This window comes from Ciceribacter azotifigens (assembly GCF_048159625.1).
Lineage (GTDB): Bacteria > Pseudomonadota > Alphaproteobacteria > Rhizobiales > Rhizobiaceae > Allorhizobium > Allorhizobium azotifigens.
The window spans coordinates 127605-146217 of the sequence record NZ_JBLQTA010000008.1 but is presented as its reverse complement, the minus strand read 5'-3'; the positions used below and the strand labels follow the sequence as shown (position 1 = coordinate 146217).

The 18613-nt window shown below is 64.3% G+C and carries 17 protein-coding genes; 7 read left to right on the top strand and 10 right to left on the bottom strand.

The window, feature by feature from the left end:
* Nucleotides 1–75: 75 nt before the first annotated feature.
* The gene (locus ACM6UT_RS13545; RefSeq protein WP_416797934.1) at nt 76–1020 is read right to left on the bottom strand and encodes a hypothetical protein; all 945 of its coding nucleotides are present in this window, start codon (nt 1018–1020) and stop codon (nt 76–78) included.
* 109 nt (nt 1021–1129) lie between these two features.
* Here ACM6UT_RS13545 and ACM6UT_RS13540 point away from each other — a divergent pair, with 109 nt between their 5' ends.
* Nucleotides 1130–1714 (top strand): nitroreductase family protein, encoded by a 585-nt coding sequence (locus ACM6UT_RS13540; protein WP_416797870.1) that lies wholly within the window; start codon nt 1130–1132, stop codon nt 1712–1714.
* A complete protein-coding gene (locus ACM6UT_RS13535) occupies nt 1714–2328 on the top strand; it encodes a flavin reductase family protein (protein WP_416797869.1) in 615 nt (204 codons plus the stop codon). The genes ACM6UT_RS13540 and ACM6UT_RS13535 overlap by 1 nt, the downstream gene beginning before the upstream one ends.
* An 8-nt stretch (nt 2329–2336) precedes the next feature.
* Here the strand turns inward: ACM6UT_RS13535 and ACM6UT_RS13530 are convergent, their stop codons facing one another.
* Nucleotides 2337–2996 (bottom strand): aldolase/citrate lyase family protein, encoded by a 660-nt coding sequence (locus ACM6UT_RS13530; RefSeq protein ID WP_416797868.1) that lies wholly within the window; start codon nt 2994–2996, stop codon nt 2337–2339.
* A 160-nt stretch (nt 2997–3156) separates the two neighbouring features.
* On the opposite strand from ACM6UT_RS13530, the gene ACM6UT_RS13525 reads away from it, so the two are divergent.
* Nucleotides 3157–4329: a DUF2336 domain-containing protein gene (locus ACM6UT_RS13525; protein WP_416797867.1), complete on the top strand. Its 1173-nt coding sequence runs from the start codon at nt 3157–3159 to the stop codon at nt 4327–4329.
* 6 nt (nt 4330–4335) lie between these two features.
* Here ACM6UT_RS13525 and ACM6UT_RS13520 read toward each other — a convergent pair whose 3' ends face one another.
* The 3 genes from ACM6UT_RS13520 to parE form a co-directional block, all read right to left on the bottom strand.
* A complete protein-coding gene (locus tag ACM6UT_RS13520; protein ID WP_416797866.1) occupies nt 4336–4746 on the bottom strand; it encodes a hypothetical protein in 411 nt (136 codons plus the stop codon).
* A gap of 206 nt (nt 4747–4952) precedes the next feature.
* Complete coding sequence (locus tag ACM6UT_RS13515) at nt 4953–6152, bottom strand: AI-2E family transporter (protein WP_416797933.1); 1200 nt, start codon at nt 6150–6152, stop codon at nt 4953–4955.
* 233 nt (nt 6153–6385) lie between these two features.
* Nucleotides 6386–8446, bottom strand: a complete 2061-nt coding sequence (parE, locus tag ACM6UT_RS13510) for a DNA topoisomerase IV subunit B (protein ID WP_416797865.1) — start codon at nt 8444–8446, stop codon at nt 6386–6388.
* Nucleotides 8447–8649: 203 nt separating this feature from the next.
* Between parE and ACM6UT_RS13505 the strand changes: the two genes are divergently transcribed.
* From ACM6UT_RS13505 to ACM6UT_RS13490, 4 genes are all read left to right on the top strand, one after another.
* Nucleotides 8650–9528 carry an alpha/beta fold hydrolase gene (locus ACM6UT_RS13505; RefSeq protein ID WP_416797864.1) on the top strand — a complete coding sequence of 293 codons (879 nt, stop codon included), beginning with the start codon at nt 8650–8652 and terminating at the stop codon, nt 9526–9528.
* Nucleotides 9529–9671: 143 nt separating this feature from the next.
* Entirely contained in the window at nt 9672–10442 is a 771-nt protein-coding gene (gene tpiA / locus ACM6UT_RS13500) for a triose-phosphate isomerase (RefSeq protein WP_416797863.1), read from the top strand.
* 91 nt (nt 10443–10533) lie between these two features.
* The gene (gene secG, locus ACM6UT_RS13495; protein WP_416797862.1) at nt 10534–11007 is read left to right on the top strand and encodes a preprotein translocase subunit SecG; all 474 of its coding nucleotides are present in this window, start codon (nt 10534–10536) and stop codon (nt 11005–11007) included.
* 135 nt (nt 11008–11142) lie between these two features.
* Nucleotides 11143–12780 carry a CTP synthase gene (locus tag ACM6UT_RS13490; protein WP_416797861.1) on the top strand — a complete coding sequence of 546 codons (1638 nt, stop codon included), beginning with the start codon at nt 11143–11145 and terminating at the stop codon, nt 12778–12780.
* 259 nt (nt 12781–13039) lie between these two features.
* On the opposite strand, the gene ACM6UT_RS13485 is transcribed toward ACM6UT_RS13490, so the two are convergent.
* Genes ACM6UT_RS13485 through ACM6UT_RS13465 form a run of 5 tightly spaced genes read right to left on the bottom strand, consistent with a single transcriptional unit; the run spans nt 13040 to nt 18504 of the window.
* Nucleotides 13040–14263, bottom strand: coding sequence for a molybdopterin molybdotransferase MoeA (locus ACM6UT_RS13485; RefSeq protein WP_416797860.1), 1224 nt, complete (start codon nt 14261–14263; stop codon nt 13040–13042).
* Nucleotides 14264–14752 (bottom strand): cyclic pyranopterin monophosphate synthase MoaC, encoded by a 489-nt coding sequence (gene moaC, locus ACM6UT_RS13480; protein ID WP_416797859.1) that lies wholly within the window; start codon nt 14750–14752, stop codon nt 14264–14266.
* A complete protein-coding gene (trpC, locus tag ACM6UT_RS13475) occupies nt 14749–15564 on the bottom strand; it encodes an indole-3-glycerol phosphate synthase TrpC (RefSeq protein WP_416797858.1) in 816 nt (271 codons plus the stop codon). The genes moaC and trpC overlap by 4 nt, the downstream gene beginning before the upstream one ends.
* Before the next feature lie 9 nt (nt 15565–15573).
* Complete coding sequence (trpD, locus tag ACM6UT_RS13470; protein WP_416797857.1) at nt 15574–16596, bottom strand: anthranilate phosphoribosyltransferase; 1023 nt, start codon at nt 16594–16596, stop codon at nt 15574–15576.
* Nucleotides 16597–16617: 21 nt separating this feature from the next.
* Nucleotides 16618–18504 carry a peptidylprolyl isomerase gene (locus ACM6UT_RS13465; protein ID WP_416797856.1) on the bottom strand — a complete coding sequence of 629 codons (1887 nt, stop codon included), beginning with the start codon at nt 18502–18504 and terminating at the stop codon, nt 16618–16620.
* Nucleotides 18505–18613 lie beyond the last annotated feature (109 nt).

Sequence of the window (18613 nt, the reverse complement as noted above, 5' to 3'; positions counted from 1 at the left end):
GCGCCGGCGGGTTCTTCGGAGCCCGCCGGTTTTCTTTTGTGCTTTTAGAGAGGAACGGGAGGGCCGACGAGCGCGTCAGTTCAGGATCAGTTCCACGTCGACGTTGTGGCCGGCTTCGACGGTGAAGTCCTTCTGGTAAATCTTGTCCTTGTTGCGGGCGATCGCCGTGTAGCCGCCTTCGGCGAGGACCATGACCGGGAAGGCGCTGACGCTTTCGGCGACCACGTCGCCGGAGGCGGTCAGGATCGACCAGGCGGTGTCTGCGATGGCTTCTCCGCCGGCCTCGGACACCAGCTTGAAGCTGATCTGCGAGGCGCGGTGCTGAATGGTTGCTTCGGTGAGTTTGCCGGCTTCGACCTTCAGGTCGGCGCGCACCACGGCATTGACCGAACCATATTCCGAAACGACGTGGTAGGTCCCTGCGTTCAGCCGCACGATGGTGTTCGGCTTGACGTCGGCCATCACCAGCCCGCGCTCGCCATCTTCCTGCGTTTCGGAGGAATAGACACTGAATTTTAGTTCGGCTGTCGGTATCCGTGTGTCGTCGCCCGAAACGGCGTTGAGCAGCATGCCGCCGGCGTCCAGCACCAGCACCTGCGTCTCGATGTCGCCGCTCTCCGGAACCGTGAGTTTCTTGGTGGCACCGGCACGGCCAAACGAGACGTTGACGAAATACTCGCCCGGCGAAAGCTGGAAGTCGGCCGATCCGCCCTCGGAGCTTGCGACGAGCGGCAACTTGCCGTCGTCGGCGGGAATCGGGCTGAAGACCCGCCAGGAGAGGCCTTGCTGGACGGGCGCGCCATCGCCGGTGAGCTTGGCCTCGAAGAGGATGTTCTTGGCGACCGGCGGCTTCAGCGTTTCACCGAAATCGGGCGAGAAGGCCTTGAGTTTCGGCATCTTGGTGGTGCTGTCGAGTTGCTTGAACGACTTGAACGCGTCATCGGCGCCCGTCGACGGCATTGCCGGCAGGCTGACCGCCAGCATGAGCGCCAGGCGGGCGACAAAACGATGAACTCTCATAGAACGCACAATCAGTTGACTTCCTCACCAATGGAAGCAACTTCAATCCGAATGCGATGGCAATTTCAAGACTTGTCCGTCGTGCCAGCCAAAGGGAAAGCAAATCAACATGAAAAAAGACATCCACCTTGCCGAGTATCTGGCGACTCGCCGCTCCGTGCCCGCCTTCCAGATGTGTGAACCCGGGCCGTCGAGGGAGGAGATCGAAGCGATTCTGACGCTGGCCGTCAGGGTTCCGGATCACGGCAAGCTGGCGCCCTGGCGCTTCATTGTCTATCGGGGTGCCGAACGGGCACGGATCGGCGACGCGCTGCTCGCAATGGCGCTGGAGAGGAACCCGGACCTGAGCGGCGAGATGCAGGCCGTAGAGAAGACCCGGTTTACCCGGGCGCCGGTCGTGATCGCCGTCGTCAGCCGCGCTGCTCCGCATCAAAAGATCCCTGACTGGGAACAACTGATGTCGGCCGGTGCCGTCTGCCTCAACCTGCTGATGGCGGCCAACGCGTACGGCTACGCCTCCAACTGGCTGACGGAATGGTTCGCCTATGACGAGGGCGCCTATCCCTTGCTCGGCATCGCTCCGGGAGAAAAGGTCGCAGGCTTCATCCACATTGGCTCGACGACCTTCCCCGTCACCGAGCGCCCGCGCCCGCCGCTCGCCGAGGTGGTGACCTGGGTCGGCGGGGAGGAATGATGTTTTATACCACCGACACGAACCTCCACGGCCTGCCGCACGATCCCTTCAAGGCGATCGTGACGCCGCGGCCGATCGGCTGGATCGGCTCGAAGGGGAGGGGCGGGTTGATCAATCTCTCTCCGTACTCCTTCTTCAACGCTGTCAGCGACCGGCCGAAGATCGTGATGTTCTCGTCGAGTGGACGAAAGGATACGCTGCGCAACGTCGAAGAGACCGGTGTCTTCACCACCAACTTCGTCGGCGCCGAGATACTGACGCCGATGAACGAATCGTCCGTCGTCGTGCCCTATGGCGTCGACGAGTTTTCGATCGCCGGCCTCACGCCACGGCCGGGAGAACTGGTCGATGCGCCGTATGTCGGCGAGGCGCTTGCGGCCTTCGAGTGCAAGGTCACGGAAATCCACCGGCTGAAGACGGCTGCCGGCGGATTCTCCGACAACTACGCAGTCTTTGGCGAGGTGCTCGGCATCCACATTGACGAGCGGGTGCTGCGTGACGGTCGTTTCGACGCCGCGCTGGCACGGCCGATCGCGCGAATGGGCTACATGGATTATGCCGAGGCCTCGGAAACCTTCGAACTCCTGCGTCCGGCTCCGCCCGCGCGAACCTGAAGTCTCTCTCAGGAGAGGAGACGGTTGACGGTCGCGACCTGTTCCGGCCGCTCGCAGATCATGGCCGAAAAACCATCCTGCAGCGCCGTCCGGCACGCCTCGGACACGCCGTCCTCTTTGGACTTCGCACCAAGCCAGTCGATCGCCGCGACGCCGGCTGACGCTGCGCCGAGCAAGATCAGCCCGCGCGCGGTTGCCAGGCCAGAGGGAAGGTGCGAGGAGGAGACGGCGACGGAGGTTCCGAGACTTTCGCCAAGCGCCGCCGGGCTCCAGGCGAGCCCCGCCAGACGTTTCGATTTTCCGGCAAAGCTCGCTGCCGACAAGGCTCCCGCCGGATTGTCGCCGGCAAGCGCAAGGATCGCGGTGCGGCCGACCGTGAGGCCCGCCTTCGCTTCTTCCACCGAGAGCATCACATCGGCTTTCTCGACGTCCGCGCCGCAGGTCGCACCGCTGAGCAGGATAGCATCCGGCTGATGAGGGACGATGAGCGATAGCACAAGGGCGAGGGCGTCCGTGTCGAGAGGCGGCGGGACAAGCGCAAAAAAGGACGGCGGTGTCTCGCTCGCGCCGATTTTTCGGACGAAAGCGCTCACCGTTTCTCCTGCTATGCCCACGTCCTGCCCGCGATCCGCACGCAGGTCGAGAGCGACGGCGTCGGCGTCCGCCATGTCCTGCCGATCGGAAAGCTCAACGAGAAGCACGGATCGGACGCGTCGTCCGCCGAGCTCAAACCGCCCACATGTTTTCAAGGGAAACCTCGTGGTTAACGAATATGGTGAACCAATCTTAAACACTTTGGCGGTAGTGTGAAACCGTGGCTGAAAGGCCATGGGGACTCGCTTGCATCCGCTGGGGCTGGAATTGATCGTAGAGACATTTCTTCGTTGGGTTGAGACCGCAAGGGCGGGCGACCGGGCGCGGGCGGCCAATGCCCTTGCACGGGCATTCCTGCGCTCGACCATGGCCGTTGAAGAGCGGCGTGCCGCCAAGGTGGCGATGACATATCTGCTGGACGATCCGTCGCCGCGGGTCCGCCTCGCACTCGCCGAGGCGCTTTCCGATTCGCCGGAAGCTCCACGCGCCCTGATGATATCGCTCGCGGAGGACCAGCCGGAGATCGCCTCGCAGGTGATCCTCCGCTCACCCGTTCTCAGTGAGTCGGATCTCGTCGACCTCGCCGGCCGGGGATCGACTGCCGCTCGCATGCTGATTGCTGCCCGCCCGTCGGTGGGTCGTGGACTTGCCGCCGCGCTCGCCGAGATCGGCGATGCCGAGGAGATCGTGGTACTGCTCGAAAACCCGTCTGCCGCGATCGCGCGCTTCACGCTGAAGCGGATCGCTGAGAGGCATGGCGGCGACGAGAATGTCCGCGCGCTGCTGCTCGATCGGAACGACCTGCCGGCAGACGCCCGCCAGTTGCTCGTCCAGCATGTGACGGAGGCGCTTGCCAGTTTCGGCCTAGTCAGGGGAACAGTCGACAGCCGCCGCATCGAACACCTGATCCGCGAGGCCGGTGCCAGTGCCACTATCACTATCGCCGCCAATGTCCTGCCCGACGAACTGCCCGCGCTCGTCGAACATTTGCGGGACACCGGGCGGCTGACGCCCGCCTTCCTCATGCACGCACTGTGTTCGGGGCGTACCGACTTCTTTGCTGCCGGCATCGTCAGCCTGTCGGGGATCGAGGAACGGCGCGTGCGCTCGATCCTCGCCACCGGCCGCTTCCATGCCGTCAGGGCGCTCCTCGAGACCACGGGGTTGCAGCGCGAGCTGAGCTCGGTCTTCGTGGAGGCGATCATGCTCTGGCGTACCGCCATCCGGGCCGCGTGCGGCAGCGAGATGGAGAGCATCTCGGCCCGTCTCATCGAGCATTATCGCAAGGCTCCGCCGGAACGCGAGGCCGCGAGGGCGCTTCTGGACATGGTCGAGAAACTCGCGATCATCGACCAGCGCCGTCTCGCCCGCGATTACGCGACCGGGCTTGCGCTGACGGCAGCCTGAGAACCCTCAGCGCGTGAGTTTCTTGGCGACCCAGGAATAGCCGTCTGCCACCACGTGCAGGGGTGTTTCGAACACCATTTTGATCCGTTCGGTTCCGGGCAGCACGCCACGGATCTTCGCAACGGCTCTTGCCGCAAGGCCTTCCTGTTCCTCGACGGGCGGTTTTGCCGCCTCGGCCGGCGACGCCTCCGCTGTCTGCGGGACGGTCACGGTGTCGTTTCCGGCATTCTCCGGTGGTTGGCAAACGGCGATCACCATCGGATAGCTGGCGCCCGAATAGCCTTCGAGCACCTGTTCCGAGGCGGCGTGGCAAAGCTCGATCGAAACCCATTTCTGGTCGGCCGTATCGATGTAGTGGCACTGGCTGACGCTGTCGTCGCAGCCGAGAATGGTCATCATGATGGCGGCGGTCTTCATGCGGCGTAATCCCCCGAATCTGCATCTCGCGAAGACCTGTTAACGCCGCCATTCCAGCGACACCATGGCGAATTCCGATCCTGAACGGAATTCAATGCACGACGTCTTGCTTGGATGTCGCTTGATCGACGAGGCGCGAGGCCTGTCGATCGGGCGCCTGCGGCTCTGCCGGCTGCTGATGCGGGAGAGGTTTCCCGCGGCATTCCTCAGGGATCGGACGCCTTGCGGATCAGGGGTGTCTCGGGCGGCAGTTCATCGATCACCGGTTCGACGCCGTCCGCATCGCGCGTCTCGGAAAGCTCGACCTCGCGCATCCATTCCCTCCAGATCGACACGATGAGTGCCATCAGCACCGGGCCGATGAAGAGGCCGAGGAATCCCATGGTCTTCACGCCGCCGACGAGACCGAAGAAGGTCGGCAGGAACGGCAGTTTGATTGGTCCGCCGACGAGACGCGGACGAACGGTCTTGTCGACGATGAAGAGTTCGACCGTGCCCCAGGCGAGGAGCCCGATGCCAGCGACGTAAGAACCGCGCGCGAGCAGATAGAAGGAGACGAGCGTGAACGAGAGCGGCGCGCCGCCTGGGACCAGCGCCATCACGCCTGTGAGAACCCCGAGCGTCACCGGCGAGGGAACACTGGCCAGCCAATAGGCGGTGCCGAGTACGATGCCTTCGCCGATCGCGATCAGGGTCATGCCGGTGACCGTCGAACTGATTGTCGCCGGAACGACGCGGGAGATGCGTTCCCAGCGCGTCGGGAGGATGCGTTCGCCGAGCAGATCGAGCTGGCGCGTGAAGTTCGAGCCGTCACGGTAGGCGAAGAACAGCGCGATCAGCATGAAGAGCAGCGTCAGCAGCAGATGGAAGGCACCATCGCCCGCAGCGATCAGTGCCCGGTATATGTTGCCGATGTTGGCGCCGCTGACGATCTGGATGAGTTCGCCGATGGCGCCCGGAGAACCGATGTGCTCCTGCCACTTTTCGCCAAGCCATGGCCCGACGCCCGGCAGCGCGGTGATCCAGTCCGGCGGCGGCGCACCGGAGCGGTTGACCTCGAGTGCCCAGCCGATCCACTGGCGCACCTCGCCGATCGTGTAGCTGACGGCGATGCCGATCGGCACGACCAGGAAGGCGATGATGAAAAGGATGGCGAGCGTTGCGCCGATCGTGGTGTTGCCGCCGATCCTGCGCAGGAGTTCCTTGTAGAGCGGCCAACTCGCGAAAGCGATCACCAGCGCGGCTAGCACCGGCACCACGAAACCGTGGAAGAAATAGATGCCGGCGATTACAATCAGGACGAGGAGCCAGCGGGCTGCGGAAATCGGCGGAATGAGCGCCGTCCGGCTCGGAGCCACCGGCCCGAGCCAGCGTGGTGCGTTCGGTTTCTTGTTGTTTTCGGTCATGCTCACGACGGTAGGCTACTCGATCTGTCCGGCCGGCGACAGGCGCCACGTCCCTCGGTCGACCGGTTTGCGGGCGGATGTGCCATATATTCAAAGGGTCGCCCGGCCGCACTTTGCGAGCGGCGCCGGACAACGACTGTCGCTCTTATATCAGGGATGTTTGCGTCTGCCTAATGACATCTCCAGCCGGGCCTGCGAACACTGAGGTCGCCACGGGCCTCGCGGCGCTGCCGTCAGATGTCGAGGTTTTCGGCGAAGATCGCGCGCTCCTGGATGAAGCGGAAACGGGCCTCCGGCTTCGAGCCCATCAGCGCATCCACCGCATCGCGGGTGCCTTCGAAGTCGACGTCGTCGATCTCCACCCGCAGCAGCGTCCGCTTGCCGGGGTCCATGGTCGTCTCCTTGAGCTGGGCCGGCATCATCTCTCCGAGACCTTTGAAGCGACCCACTTCGACCTTCTTGCCCTTGAACACGGTCTCCATCAGTTCCGCCCGGTGCGCGTCGTCGCGGGCGTACACGGTCTTGGCACCCTGACGGATGACATAAAGCGGCGGCACGGCGAGGTAGAGGTGATTGCCGCGGATGAGTTCCGGCATCTCCTGATAGAAGAAGGTGATGAGCAGAGAGGCGATGTGCGCGCCGTCGACGTCCGCATCGGTCATGACGATGATGCGTTCGTAGCGCAGGTCCTCGTCGCGGTATTTCGCGCGGGTGCCGCAACCGAGGGCCTGAACGAGATCGGCGATCTGCTGGTTTGCCATCAGCTTTTCGCGGCTGGCATTGCCGACGTTGAGGATCTTGCCGCGCAGCGGCAGGATCGCTTGATTGGAACGGTTGCGCGCCTGCTTGGCCGAGCCGCCGGCCGAATCGCCTTCGACGATGAAGAGCTCGGCACCCTCCGCGGTATTCTGGGCGCAATCGGCGAGCTTGCCGGGTAGGCGCAACTTGCGCACGGCCGTCTTGCGGTTGACTTCCTTTTCCTTGCGCCGCCGGAGGCGTTCCTCGGCGCGCTCGATCACCCAGTCGAGCAGCTTTGCCGCTTCGGCCGGATTGTCGGCGAGGTAATGGTCGAAGGGATCGCGCAGTACATTCTCGACGATGCGCTGGGCTTCGACGGTCGCGAGCTTGTCCTTGGTCTGGCCGACGAATTCCGGCTCGCGGATGAAGACGGAGAGCATGCCGACGGCCGAGATCATCACGTCGTCGGTGGTGATCTGCTGCGCGCGCTTGTTCTGCGTCAGTTCGGCGTAGTTCTTCAGCCCCTTGGTGAGCGCGATGCGCAGGCCCGCTTCGTGCGTTCCGCCTTCCGGCGTGGGGATCGTGTTGCAGTAGGAGTGCAGTGCCGGGTCGCCGCCATACCAGGTGACGGCCCATTCCATGGCGCCGTGGCCCCCGGTCTTTTCCGTTTTGCCGGCGAAGATTTCGCGGGTAACGGTAAAATCCTTGCCGAGCGTCGCCGCCAGATAATCCTTCAAGCCGCCGGGGAAGTGGAAGACCGCCTTTTCCGGGACCTCGCCTCCCTCCGGCACCAGGCCCGGATCGCAGGACCAGCGAATTTCGACGCCGCCGAAAAGGTAGGCCTTGGAGCGGGCCATTCGGAAGATGCGTGCCGCCTCGAACCGCGCCTTGTCGCCGAAGATCTGCGGGTCGGGATGGAAGCGCACCCGTGTGCCGCGGCGATTATGGACCTCGCCGAGTTCCTCGAGGCCGCCGAGCGGCACGCCACGGGAGAAGCGCTGGCGATAGAGCTTCCGGTTGCGCGCGACCTCGACTTCGAGGATGTCGGAGAGCGCGTTGACGACGGAAACGCCGACCCCGTGGAGACCGCCGGACGTCTCGTACGCCTTGCCGTCGAACTTGCCGCCGGCATGCAGCTTGGTCATGATGACTTCGAGCGTCGACTTGCCCGGCACCTGCGGATGGTTCTCCACGGGAATGCCGCGGCCGTTGTCGGTGACGGTCAGGAAGCCTTCAGCGTCGAGATGAACGTCGATGAAGTCGGCATGGCCGGCCACCGCCTCGTCCATCGAGTTGTCGATGACTTCGGCGAAGAGGTGATGAAGCGCCTTTTCGTCGGTGCCGCCGATATACATGCCGGGACGCATGCGCACCGGCTCCAGTCCCTCGAGCACGCGGATCGAGGAAGCGCCGTATTCGCTATCGGTCGACGAAGCGGGCGCGGCACGCGGCTTCACGGCCTCGTTCGAAGGCTCGGATGGCGTGGTCGGGGCAGGGGTCTGCTCGGGCCTCGGGCCGAGCGGCATGCCGGCAAAGAGATCGCTGTTGTCGTCCATGGCGTCGTTCAATAATCTATTTCGTCGGGCGGAGCCAGCGTGGCGTACACGCCTGATCGCCCTTGCGAATCACCTGAATTGTGCCAGAAAGGCGGCGCAGGCGCGACGTGGTCGGACCGGCGCCGCGTTCGTTCAGGCAAGCTTTGCGGTCGCCGGCCGGCAATGGCAAGGCGCGTTCCGGCAAGGAGGCGACGGTCGTCGAGATGTCCACAGTTCATTTCCGCCTTGCTCTCGTTTTCGGCGCATTGCTGTTCCTTGCGGGCGCGACGAATGCCGGTTCCGAAGCGCTCCAGCCCTTCAAGGACGAACTCTTTTCCAGCCAGACCGTGATTGAAACCGGCGACGGCGGCGACTTCAAGGTTGTCGACTATCAGGAGATGCGTGACATCAACGGTCGTGACCAGATCCCGGAACGGCGGGTGAAATCGGCCTATGTGTCGCTCGGGGTGCGGCGCCAGCAGGTCGACGAGACCCTCGATCTCGGCACGCGGAAGCTTGCCGTCACGCGGACCGGTGCCGCCGAGGGGAGCCGGTTCACCGTGATCTTCATCCACGGACGCGGCGGTGACCGCAGACTCGGCGCGAACGACTTCACCTTCGGCGGCAACTTCAACCGGCTGAAGAACCTCGCCGTCGAGAATGGCGGCACCTACTATGCACCGAGTGTTCCTTCCTTCGACAGCGACGGTGTTGCGGCGATCGCTGACCTCATCCGCTTCAGTGCGGCGCAGTCGTCCGAGAAGCCGGTCATTCTCGCCTGCGCCTCCATGGGCAGCTTCATCTGCTGGGGTATCGCTCGCGACGCGGCAAGCGTCGAGAAGCTCGCAGGCGTGGCGATCCTCGGCGGGGCGACCGATCCGGCCTTTATCGGTAGTGCCGCCTACAAGCACAGGCTTCCGTTGTTCTTTACCCACGGCAGTCGCGACAGCGTCTATGCGGCTGACGACCAGCTCGCGCTCTACCGGCGCCTGCACGGCGAGAAATATCCGACCCGCTTCACGCTCTTTCAGACCGGCTCCCACGGCACCCCCGTGCGGATGAGCGACTGGCGGGAAATCCTCAACTGGATTCTCGCGCACTGAGAGCACCGGCGCGCGCCGCCGTCTGTGGGTCATGCGTCGAAAGGTCGGCCTGCTTTGTCCCTGCAAAACGGGCGTTCCCGCTTTTCTTTCGCGGCGGCATTTGCTAGTCGGGCAGGGACGTTAGAGAGGGGTAGGAGTTTGCCATGACACCGAATGTTCGTCCGCTTGTCGCCGGAAACTGGAAAATGAACGGCACGCGTGCCTCGCTCGACCAGATCAAGGCGATCGCGGAAGGCGTGAAATCGCCCCTGTCGGAAAAGGTCGAAAGCCTGATCTGCCCGCCGGCGACCCTGCTCTATGTCGCGACCGCGCTCTGCGATGACAGCCCCCTTGCGATCGGCGCACAGGATTGCCACCAGAACGTCTCCGGCGCCCATACCGGCGACATCTCGGCTGAGATGATCGCGGATTGTTTCGGGACCTACGTCATCGTCGGCCACTCGGAGCGCCGCACCGACCACGCCGAAACCAACGATCTCGTCCGGGCGAAGGCGGAAGCCGCCCATGCTGCCGAACTCGTCGCGATCGTCTGCATTGGCGAGACCGAGGCGGAACGCAAGGCCGGCCGCACGCTCGACGTGCTGAAGGGCCAGCTCGCCGGATCGCTCCCGGATGCGGCGACGGCGGCGAACACCGTCATTGCCTACGAGCCGGTCTGGGCGATCGGCACCGGTCTCACGCCGACGGTCGAGGACGTCCGGGAAGCCCACGCTTTCATGCGTTCCGAACTCGTGAAGCGCTTCGGCGGCGAGGGCGAGAAGATGCGCATCCTTTACGGCGGCTCGGTCAAGCCTTCGAACGCCAGAGAGCTGATGGCGGTCGCCAATGTCGACGGTGCGCTGATCGGCGGCGCCAGCTTGAAGGCTGCCGACTTCCTCGCCATATATGAGGCCTATGACGAACTCGTCGCCTGATTTGGCGGCGAGGGGCTTTCTTTGATGCGACCTCTCATGTAAAGAGCCGCCAATCCTTTCAGATTTTGCCCATGGGCAGGATGGAACATCCATGCAGACCGTTTTGATTGTCATTCATCTCATGATCGTGCTGGCGCTGGTCGGCGTCGTGCTCATCCAGCGGTCCGAAGGCGGCGGCCTCGGCATCGGCGGCGGCTCCGGCTTCATGTCGGCGCGCGGTACGGCCAACGCCCTGACCCGCACGACGGCAATCCTGGCGACGCTGTTCTTCATCACCTCGCTCGGCCTCGGCATCCTGGCCCGCTACGAGGCGCGTCCGACCGACATCCTTGACCGTATCCCGGCAGGCACGTCCAACGGTTCCAATGTCCTCGACCAGCTCGGCGGCGCGCCGGCGCAGGCTCCTGCTTCGGGTACGACGGCCCCGGCCGAAGTTCCCGCTTCGGGCGCAACCGCTCCCGCGGAAGCTCCGGCTGCCGGTACCCCGGCACCTGCCGCCGGCACGCAGGGTGCGGCCCCGGCCCAGAAGCCGGCCGATTCGAACGCCGTTCCGACCGGCAACTGATCGGGTTCACAATTTCCACTCCGGCGGGCTCTCGGGTCCGCCGGTTTTCTTTTGTCAAGTATTCCGCCTCGCCTCAGAAAAAAGACGGGACACGATCGTTTTTGGCTGGCGGAATCAGTCTCGAAAAGGTATCCGGTGACTCCCATGGCGCGATATGTATTCATCACAGGCGGCGTGGTCTCCTCTCTTGGCAAGGGCATCGCAGCCGCGGCACTCGGAGCATTGTTGCAGGCGCGGGGCTACCGCGTGCGCCTGCGCAAACTGGACCCTTATCTCAACGTCGATCCGGGCACGATGAGCCCGACTCAGCACGGTGAGGTGTTCGTCACCGACGACGGGGCGGAAACCGACCTGGACCTCGGCCACTATGAACGCTTCACGGGGCGGTCGGCCACCAAGACCGACAACATCACCACCGGTCGGATCTACAAGAACATCATCGACAAGGAACGTCGGGGCGACTATCTCGGCGCGACCGTCCAGGTCATTCCGCACGTCACCAACGAAATCAAGGACTTCGTCGTCGAGGGCAACGAGGACTACGATTTCGTGATCTGCGAGATTGGCGGCACTGTCGGCGACATCGAGGCGATGCCGTTCATCGAGGCGATCCGCCAGCTCGGCAATGAACTGCCGCGCGGCACCGCCGTCTATGTCCACCTGACGCTGATGCCCTATATCCCGGCCGCCGGCGAGCTGAAGACCAAGCCGACCCAGCATTCGGTCAAGGAGCTGCAGGCGCTCGGCATCCATCCCGACATCCTGCTTGTGCGTGCCGACCGCGAAATCCCGGAAGCCGAGCGCCGCAAGCTGTCGCTGTTCTGCAACGTCCGTCCGTCCGCCGTCATCCAGGCCCTCGACGTCGCGAATATCTACGATGTGCCGATGGCCTATCACAAGGAAGGCCTCGACAACGAGGTGCTGGCCGCCTTCGGGATCGAGCCGGCGCCGAAACCGCGCCTGGAGGCCTGGGAAGAGGTCTGCAACCGCATCCGTACGCCGGAAGGCGAGGTGACCATCGCGATCGTCGGCAAGTACACGGGCCTGAAGGACGCCTACAAGTCGCTGATCGAGGCGCTCTATCACGGTGGCATCGCCAACCGCGTCAAGGTGAAGCTCGAATGGATCGAGTCGGAAGTCTTCGAGAAGGAAGACCCGGCGCCCTATCTCGAGAAGGTCAACGGCATCCTGGTGCCGGGCGGCTTCGGCGAGCGCGGCTCGGAAGGCAAGATCCACGCCGCCCAGTTCGCCCGCGAGCATAAGGTGCCGTATTTCGGCATCTGCTTCGGCATGCAGATGGCCGTCGTCGAAGCGGCCCGACATCTCGCCGGCATCGAGAAGGCCTCCTCGACCGAGTTCGGTGCGACGGCGGAACCGGTCGTCGGCCTGATGACCGAGTGGATGAAGGGCAACCAGCTGGAAAAGCGCGCAGCCTCCGGCGATCTCGGCGGCACGATGCGCCTCGGCGCCTACAAGGCGTCCCTCAAAAAGGGCACGAAGATTGCCGAAATCTACGGCACTACCGAGATTTCCGAGCGTCACCGGCACCGATACGAGGTGAATGTCGACTACAAGGACCGCCTCGAAGCCTGCGGCCTGGTCTTCTCCGGCATGTCGCCGGACGGACTGCTGCCGGAGACGATCGAATACGCGGATCATCCGTGGTTTATCGGAGTCCAGTACCATCCGGAACTAAAGAGCCGTCCGCTCGATCCGCATCCGCTGTTTGCGAGCTTCATCGAAGCGGCGGTGGAACAAAGCCGCCTGGTCTGACGAACGGCCATATTGCTGAGATTGTCACAAAACCCGGCTGCGACAGCCGGGTTTTCTGTTGCTCGCTCGCCGGAGCCAAGGTCCATGCAAGCCTCCTGCACCGCTCTGCGCGCAATTATTGGAGGTCGTCATGCATATCGCTGCAATGCCCATGGTCTCGTTGCAGGTGACGTCACGGTTCGGCAGATAGATGATGCCTTCCAGCGTCTCGCCGAGCGATCCGTTGAAGATATACTGCTGCGAGGAGAGAGCTCGCTCGTCACTCTTCGAGGGGCCTCAGGAGTAGAACGGAGCAGGGGGAGCCAGGCGCCAGCTCCGGCGCGTGCGGCGGCCGGATGATCAGGCAGTCGGAGTTCGCGAAGATCTTCATCATGGAAGAGTCCTGCTTTTCGTAGGGCTCCGCGACGAGACGACCTTCGTCGTCCCGGGTGAGCCGTGCCCGCAGATGGTCCTGCCGCCGGTCGTTGGCCCGCAGGGCGTTCGCCGTCTTCGCGACCGCGTCGCGGTTGCGCGGCGCTCGACGCGCAAGCTTGCAGACCAGCGGCTCGAGAAAGAGCAGGCCGCAGACCATGCTGGAAACCGGATTTCCAGGAAGGCCTAGCACGTGCATTTGCCCGAGCCTGCCGACCATCAGCGGCTTGCCCGGCCGCATCGCGATCTTCCAGAAGTCGAGCTGCATCCCGGCGTCGACCAGCGTCTTTTGAACCAGATCGTGGTCGCCGACCGATGCCCCGCCGAGCGTCACGAGCACATCGGCTCCCGCCTCCTGCGCCTTGCCGACGGCTGCGGTGATCTGTGCCGTGTCGTCGGGCACGATGCCGAGATCGAGAACGTCCGCGCCGTTCTCACGCGCGAGCGCGGCGACGCCGAAACTGTTGGAGCCGACGATCTGGTCCGGGCCGGGATTTTCTCCGGGCCGCACGAGCTCATCACCCGTCGCCAGGATGGCGACGAGCGGCTTGCGATAGACGACGACCTCGCGATGGTTGAGAGCTGCGGCAAGGGTGAGGCGTGGGAAGTCCAGAGACTGCCCGGCCGTCAGGACCGTCTCGCCTTCGGCGAAGTCCTGTCCCCGGGGGCGAACGTGCCGTCCGGCAGTGACGGCAAAGGTCGTGCGAACCCGGCCGTCTTCAAGCTTCTCGGTGTCTTCCTGGATCAGGACGGCATCGGCCCCTGCCGGGACGGGCGCACCGGTGAAGATCCGCACGGCTTCTCCTTCGCCGATCGTCCCGTAGAAACCATGTCCGGCGGAGGCCGTGCCGATCACGCGAAGGATGGCGCCGGGTGCCGCTGCGTCTCGACTCCGCAGCGCATAGCCGTCCATGGCGGATGCATCGAACGGAGGCTGCGTCAGTCTCGCGACAAGGTCTTCGGCGAGCACGCGACCGGCGGCGTGATGGAGGTCGAGAACCTCGGTCCGGCTGATAGGGACCGCCGGATCGAGCAGCCTGGAACGCGCTTCGCTGACCGAAAGGAGGGCCATCTACAGGGCCTCGGGATTGCGATAGTGACCGGATTTCCCGCCGGTCTTTTCCATCAGCCGGATGCCGCCGATCTCCATGCCCTTGTCGGCGGCCTTCGCCATGTCGTAGATCGTGAGGCATGTGACCGACACTGCCGTCAGCGCTTCCATCTCGACACCTGTCTGCCCGGTGAGCTTGACGGTCGCCGTGACCCTGAGGCCCGGCAGTTCCGGTTCCTCGTCGATATCGACGGTGACCTTGGACAGCATCAGCGGATGACAGAGCGGGATCAGATCGGATGTCCGCTTCGCCGCCATGATGCCGGCAATGCGCGCGGCGCCGATCACGTCACCCTTCTTGGCATTGCCTTCGCGAATCAGCGCGAGCGTTTCCGGCTTCATCCGGATCCGGCCCTCGGCGACGGCGATCCGGACGGTCTCGGCCTTCTCGCCCACATCGACCATGTGGGCTTCGCCCGAGGCTGCGATGTGGGTGAGGCCGCCGCTCATTCCGCCGCCATGACGCCGGCGTCACCGGTGAGAAGCGCCTTCGTCGCAGCGGTGACGTCGTCCTTGCGCATCAGGCTCTCTCCGACCAGGAAGGTGGTGATGCCGCTCTTCTTCAGCCGCAGGCAGTCCGCGTGGGTGAAGATGCCGCTCTCTCCGACCAGCAGCCGCTCGTCCGGCACCATCGACGCCAGGCGCTCGCTGACGGCGAGGTCGACCTCGAAGGTTCTCAGATTGCGATTGTTGATGCCGATCATCGGCGAGGTGAGCTCCAATGCTCGCTCGAGCTCCGCCTCGTCATGGACCTCGATGAGCACGTCCATGCCGAGCGCCATCGCCTCGGCCTCGAGCATGGCCGCATCGGCGTCGGAGAGCGATGCCATGATGAGGAGAATGCAGTCCGCGCCCCAGGCTCGGGCCTCGTGCACCTGATAGGCATCGAACATGAAGTCCTTGCGCAGCGCCGGCAGCGCGCAGGCGTCACGGGCAGCCTGGAGGAATTCGAGCCTGCCCTGGAAGCTCGGCGTATCGGTGAGCACCGAGAGACAGGCGGCTCCGCCGGCCTCGTATGCGGACGCGAGTGCCGGAGGATCGAAATCGGCACGAATCAGGCCCTTGGAGGGGCTTGCCTTCTTGATCTCGGCGATCAGCCCGAAGAGGCCGGACGCCCGCTTTTCAGCGAGTGCGCGAAAGAAGCCGCGCGGCGGCTCGCGGTCGGCGGCGATCGCCTTGATCTCGGCGAGCGGAACCGCAGCCTTCGCCGCGGCAATCTCCTCACGCTTGTAGACCTCGATGCGCTTCAGGATATCGGTCATGGCGCGAGTTTAGCCCTGTGCGACGGAATTGGAAACCTCGATCAATTTGTCGAGCGCCGCGGCCGCTGCGCCCGTGTCCAGCGACCGGCTGGCGAGCGCCATGCCCTCGCGGACGTTCTGTGCCTTGCCGGCGACGACGAGCGAGGCGGCTGCGTTGCAGAGCGCAACGTCCCGATAGGCGGTCCTGGCGCCGGCAAGCACCTCGCGCAGCGCGGCCGCGTTGACGACGCCGTCACCGCCGCGGATCGCTTCCAGCGGAACGACCGGAACGCCGAAATCCTCCGGCGTCAGCTCGAAGGTCGTGATCTCGCCGTCCTTCAGTGCGGCGACCATGGTGGGGCCGGTGGTCGTAACCTCGTCGAGGCCGCTTCCATGCACGACCCAGGCGCTCGTCAGGCCGAGATCACGGAGTGCCTCGGCACCGGGCAGGAGCCATTCAGGAGAATAGACGCCGAAGAGTTGCCGCTTGACACTGGCGGGGCTCGAAAGCGGGCCGACGATGTTGAAGATCGTGCGGGTGCCGAGTTCGACGCGCGCCGGGCCGACATGGCGCATGGCGGGATGATGGAGCTGGGCGAACATGAAGCCGATGCCCGCCTCGCGAATGCAGCGCGAGATGGTTTCCGGATCGATGTCGAGTTTGACGCCGAGCTGCGAGAGCGCGTCGGCAGTTCCCGATTTCGAGCTCAGCGCCCTGTTGCCGTGCTTGGCGACCGGAACACCGGCGCCGGCGACGATCAGAGAGGCGAGGGTCGAAATGTTATAGGTATTGGTGCCGTCGCCGCCCGTTCCGACGATGTCGATGGCGTCCTCTGGTGCCTCGACCGGAACCATCTTGGATCGCATGATCGAAACGGCGCCGGCGATCTCGTCAACCGTTTCGCCGCGCACGCGCAGCGCCATCAGGAAGCCGCCGATCTGGGCCATGCTGGCCTCGCCGGACATCATGACTTCGAAGGCGTCGCTCGCCTCGACGCGGCTCAGCACCTGGCGCGTCGCGACCTTGGCGATAAATGGTTTCAGTCCTGACATGCTGTCGTTTTCCCCCAAGGCCTAGCGAACCATCGCCTGCTCGGCGAGCGTGCGATTGATGGTCACGCCGTATTCGGTCTGCAGCCGGTTGACCATCTGGTCGAGGATATCGTCGCCGGCGGCCTTGGCAAGCGCAAGAACCTGGGCGTCGTCGTCACCGAGAATGTTGGTCGTCGGCTGTTCGCTGACGGCCGTAACCTTGAGCAGGATCTGTGTTTCCGGGTCGGCGCCGGGTGCTGCCGCGACTGTGCCGTTCGGACCGGAGAAGGCGGCGGCAACGGCCGCGCGGCCGAGGATCGGGTCGTCGGTCGCGCGACGAATGCCGGTCTTGGATTCGACGGCGAGGCCGAGTTCCTTGCCGAGCGTTGCAAGGGTCTCGCCCTTTGCGAGGCGGCCCTTGAGGCTCTCCGCCTTGGCGCCGAGGGCGATCTTCTGTTGTTCGACGGTCCAGTCGGTGACGGCTTTTTCGCGGACCTCGTCGAGCGTGCGATCGCGTTCGGGCACGACTTCGGTCACCTCGAACCAGAGATAGCCGTCAGTGCCGATGTTGAGCGGCAGGGCCTCCGTACCGACGTCGGTCTTGAAGACCTCGGCCAGCAGTTCGTCGCGCGACGGAAGCGTGACTTCGCCTTCGGCCATGTCGCGGCTGCGACGGTCCACGGGCTTCACGCTGACCGGTTTCAGCTTCAGCTGGGTCGCGGCCTCGGCGAGCGTCGAGCCGGAGGCGCGCAGATCCTCGAACTGGTCGTGGATCGTCATGATGTCTTCCTGGGCGGCGGCCTCTGCAAGCGCCTTGCGGATTTCGTCCTTCACCTCGTCCAGGGTGCGCGTGCGGCCTTCCTTGATGTTGGTGACGCGCAGGATGACGGGTCCGAAGGTTCCCTCGACGACGGGCGTCGTTCCGCCTTCCTTTGTGACGGCGAAGGCTGCTTCGGCAAGGGTCTGGTCGGGCATCTGCTCGCGCGTGAAGTCGCCGAGCAGGACGTCGCTCGCAGTCTTGCCCTGGTCGGTGACGAGCTGGTCGAACGGCGTTCCGGAGACGAGTTCGGCCTGGGCCGCGTCGGCCATCTCGCGAGTCTCGAAGGTCAGCTGTTCGACTGTGCGTGTTCCGGGGACTTCGTAGTTCTTCTTGTGGGCCTCGTAGTCCTGCTTGATCGCCTCGTCCGAGATGGAGGCCAGATCGGCTATGTCGGAGGGCTCGAGCTTCACGTAGGAGAAGCTCCGGTATTCGGGCGCGCGGTAGCGGCTCTTGACCGTTTCGAACCAGGCGCCGAGCGTCTTGTCGTCCGGTGCTGCGATCGGGTCGATATTGGCCTTGGTGAGCAGAAGATAGTCGAACGAGCGGTTCTCGTCACGATAGCTCTTCAGCGCGTCGACGAGCACCTTCGGCGGCTCGAATCCGTCGGCCGTCGCCTCGACGATCTGACTGCGGACGGCGACCTTCGAACGTTCGCTGATGTAGTCGTCCTCGCGCAGGCCGGCATTGCGTAGCCGCGACGTGAAGAGCTGACGGTCGAACTGGCCCGACGGGGTATGGAAGGCCGGGTCGTCGGCGATCAGTTTGGCGAGACGGTCTTCGGAGAGCCCGAGATTCATCTCCTCCGAAAGCTGGTCGAGTGCGGCGCCGGCGGCGAGCTGGGCGAAGACCTGGTTCTCGATGCCGAGCGCACGTGCCTGTTCGGAGGTAATCTGCGTGCCGAAGCGGCGGCCGAGATCGGCGAGCTGTCGCTGGTAGGCAAGGCGGAATTCATTGACCGAAACGCTCTGGTCGCCGACGGCCACGACCGTTTCGGAAACACCGCTCGTCAAGGATCGTGACGCGCCCCAGATGCCGAAGGAGACGGCAAGAATGAGAAGAAGGAATTTTGCCACCCAAGTGTGGGCGGCCTTTCGCATGACGACGAGCATCGGGACGCAAACCTCATTTCTGTTGCTCGCCAGTCGGCGAAGCAGATGACGTTCCATAAATCAAACCCGCAAGGAAATGAAGGCGTGATCTCGCGAATCTGAGGCGCGC

Bases quoted from the DNA above. Each gene is read 5' to 3' on its own strand.
- ACM6UT_RS13535 (WP_416797869.1), top strand. From the start codon at position 1,714: ATGTTTTATACCACCGACACGAACCTCCACGGCCTGCCGCACGATCCC.
- ACM6UT_RS13545 (WP_416797934.1), bottom strand. From the start codon at position 1,020: ATGAGAGTTCATCGTTTTGTCGCCCGCCTGGCGCTCATGCTGGCGGTC.
- ACM6UT_RS13485 (WP_416797860.1), bottom strand. From the start codon at position 14,263: ATGGCCCTCCTTTCGGTCAGCGAAGCGCGTTCCAGGCTGCTCGATCCG.
- ACM6UT_RS13505 (WP_416797864.1), top strand. From the start codon at position 8,650: ATGTCCACAGTTCATTTCCGCCTTGCTCTCGTTTTCGGCGCATTGCTG.
- ACM6UT_RS13515 (WP_416797933.1), bottom strand. From the start codon at position 6,152: ATGACCGAAAACAACAAGAAACCGAACGCACCACGCTGGCTCGGGCCG.
- parE (WP_416797865.1), bottom strand. From the start codon at position 8,446: ATGGACGACAACAGCGATCTCTTTGCCGGCATGCCGCTCGGCCCGAGG.
- trpC (WP_416797858.1), bottom strand. From the start codon at position 15,564: ATGACCGATATCCTGAAGCGCATCGAGGTCTACAAGCGTGAGGAGATT.
- secG (WP_416797862.1), top strand. From the start codon at position 10,534: ATGCAGACCGTTTTGATTGTCATTCATCTCATGATCGTGCTGGCGCTG.
- ACM6UT_RS13465 (WP_416797856.1), bottom strand. From the start codon at position 18,504: ATGCTCGTCGTCATGCGAAAGGCCGCCCACACTTGGGTGGCAAAATTC.
- ACM6UT_RS13525 (WP_416797867.1), top strand. From the start codon at position 3,157: ATGGGGACTCGCTTGCATCCGCTGGGGCTGGAATTGATCGTAGAGACA.
- moaC (WP_416797859.1), bottom strand. From the start codon at position 14,752: ATGAGCGGCGGCCTCACCCACATCGCAGCCTCGGGCGAAGCCCACATG.
- ACM6UT_RS13530 (WP_416797868.1), bottom strand. From the start codon at position 2,996: ATGGCGGACGCCGACGCCGTCGCTCTCGACCTGCGTGCGGATCGCGGG.
- trpD (WP_416797857.1), bottom strand. From the start codon at position 16,596: ATGTCAGGACTGAAACCATTTATCGCCAAGGTCGCGACGCGCCAGGTG.
- ACM6UT_RS13520 (WP_416797866.1), bottom strand. From the start codon at position 4,746: ATGAAGACCGCCGCCATCATGATGACCATTCTCGGCTGCGACGACAGC.
- tpiA (WP_416797863.1), top strand. From the start codon at position 9,672: ATGACACCGAATGTTCGTCCGCTTGTCGCCGGAAACTGGAAAATGAAC.
- ACM6UT_RS13540 (WP_416797870.1), top strand. From the start codon at position 1,130: ATGAAAAAAGACATCCACCTTGCCGAGTATCTGGCGACTCGCCGCTCC.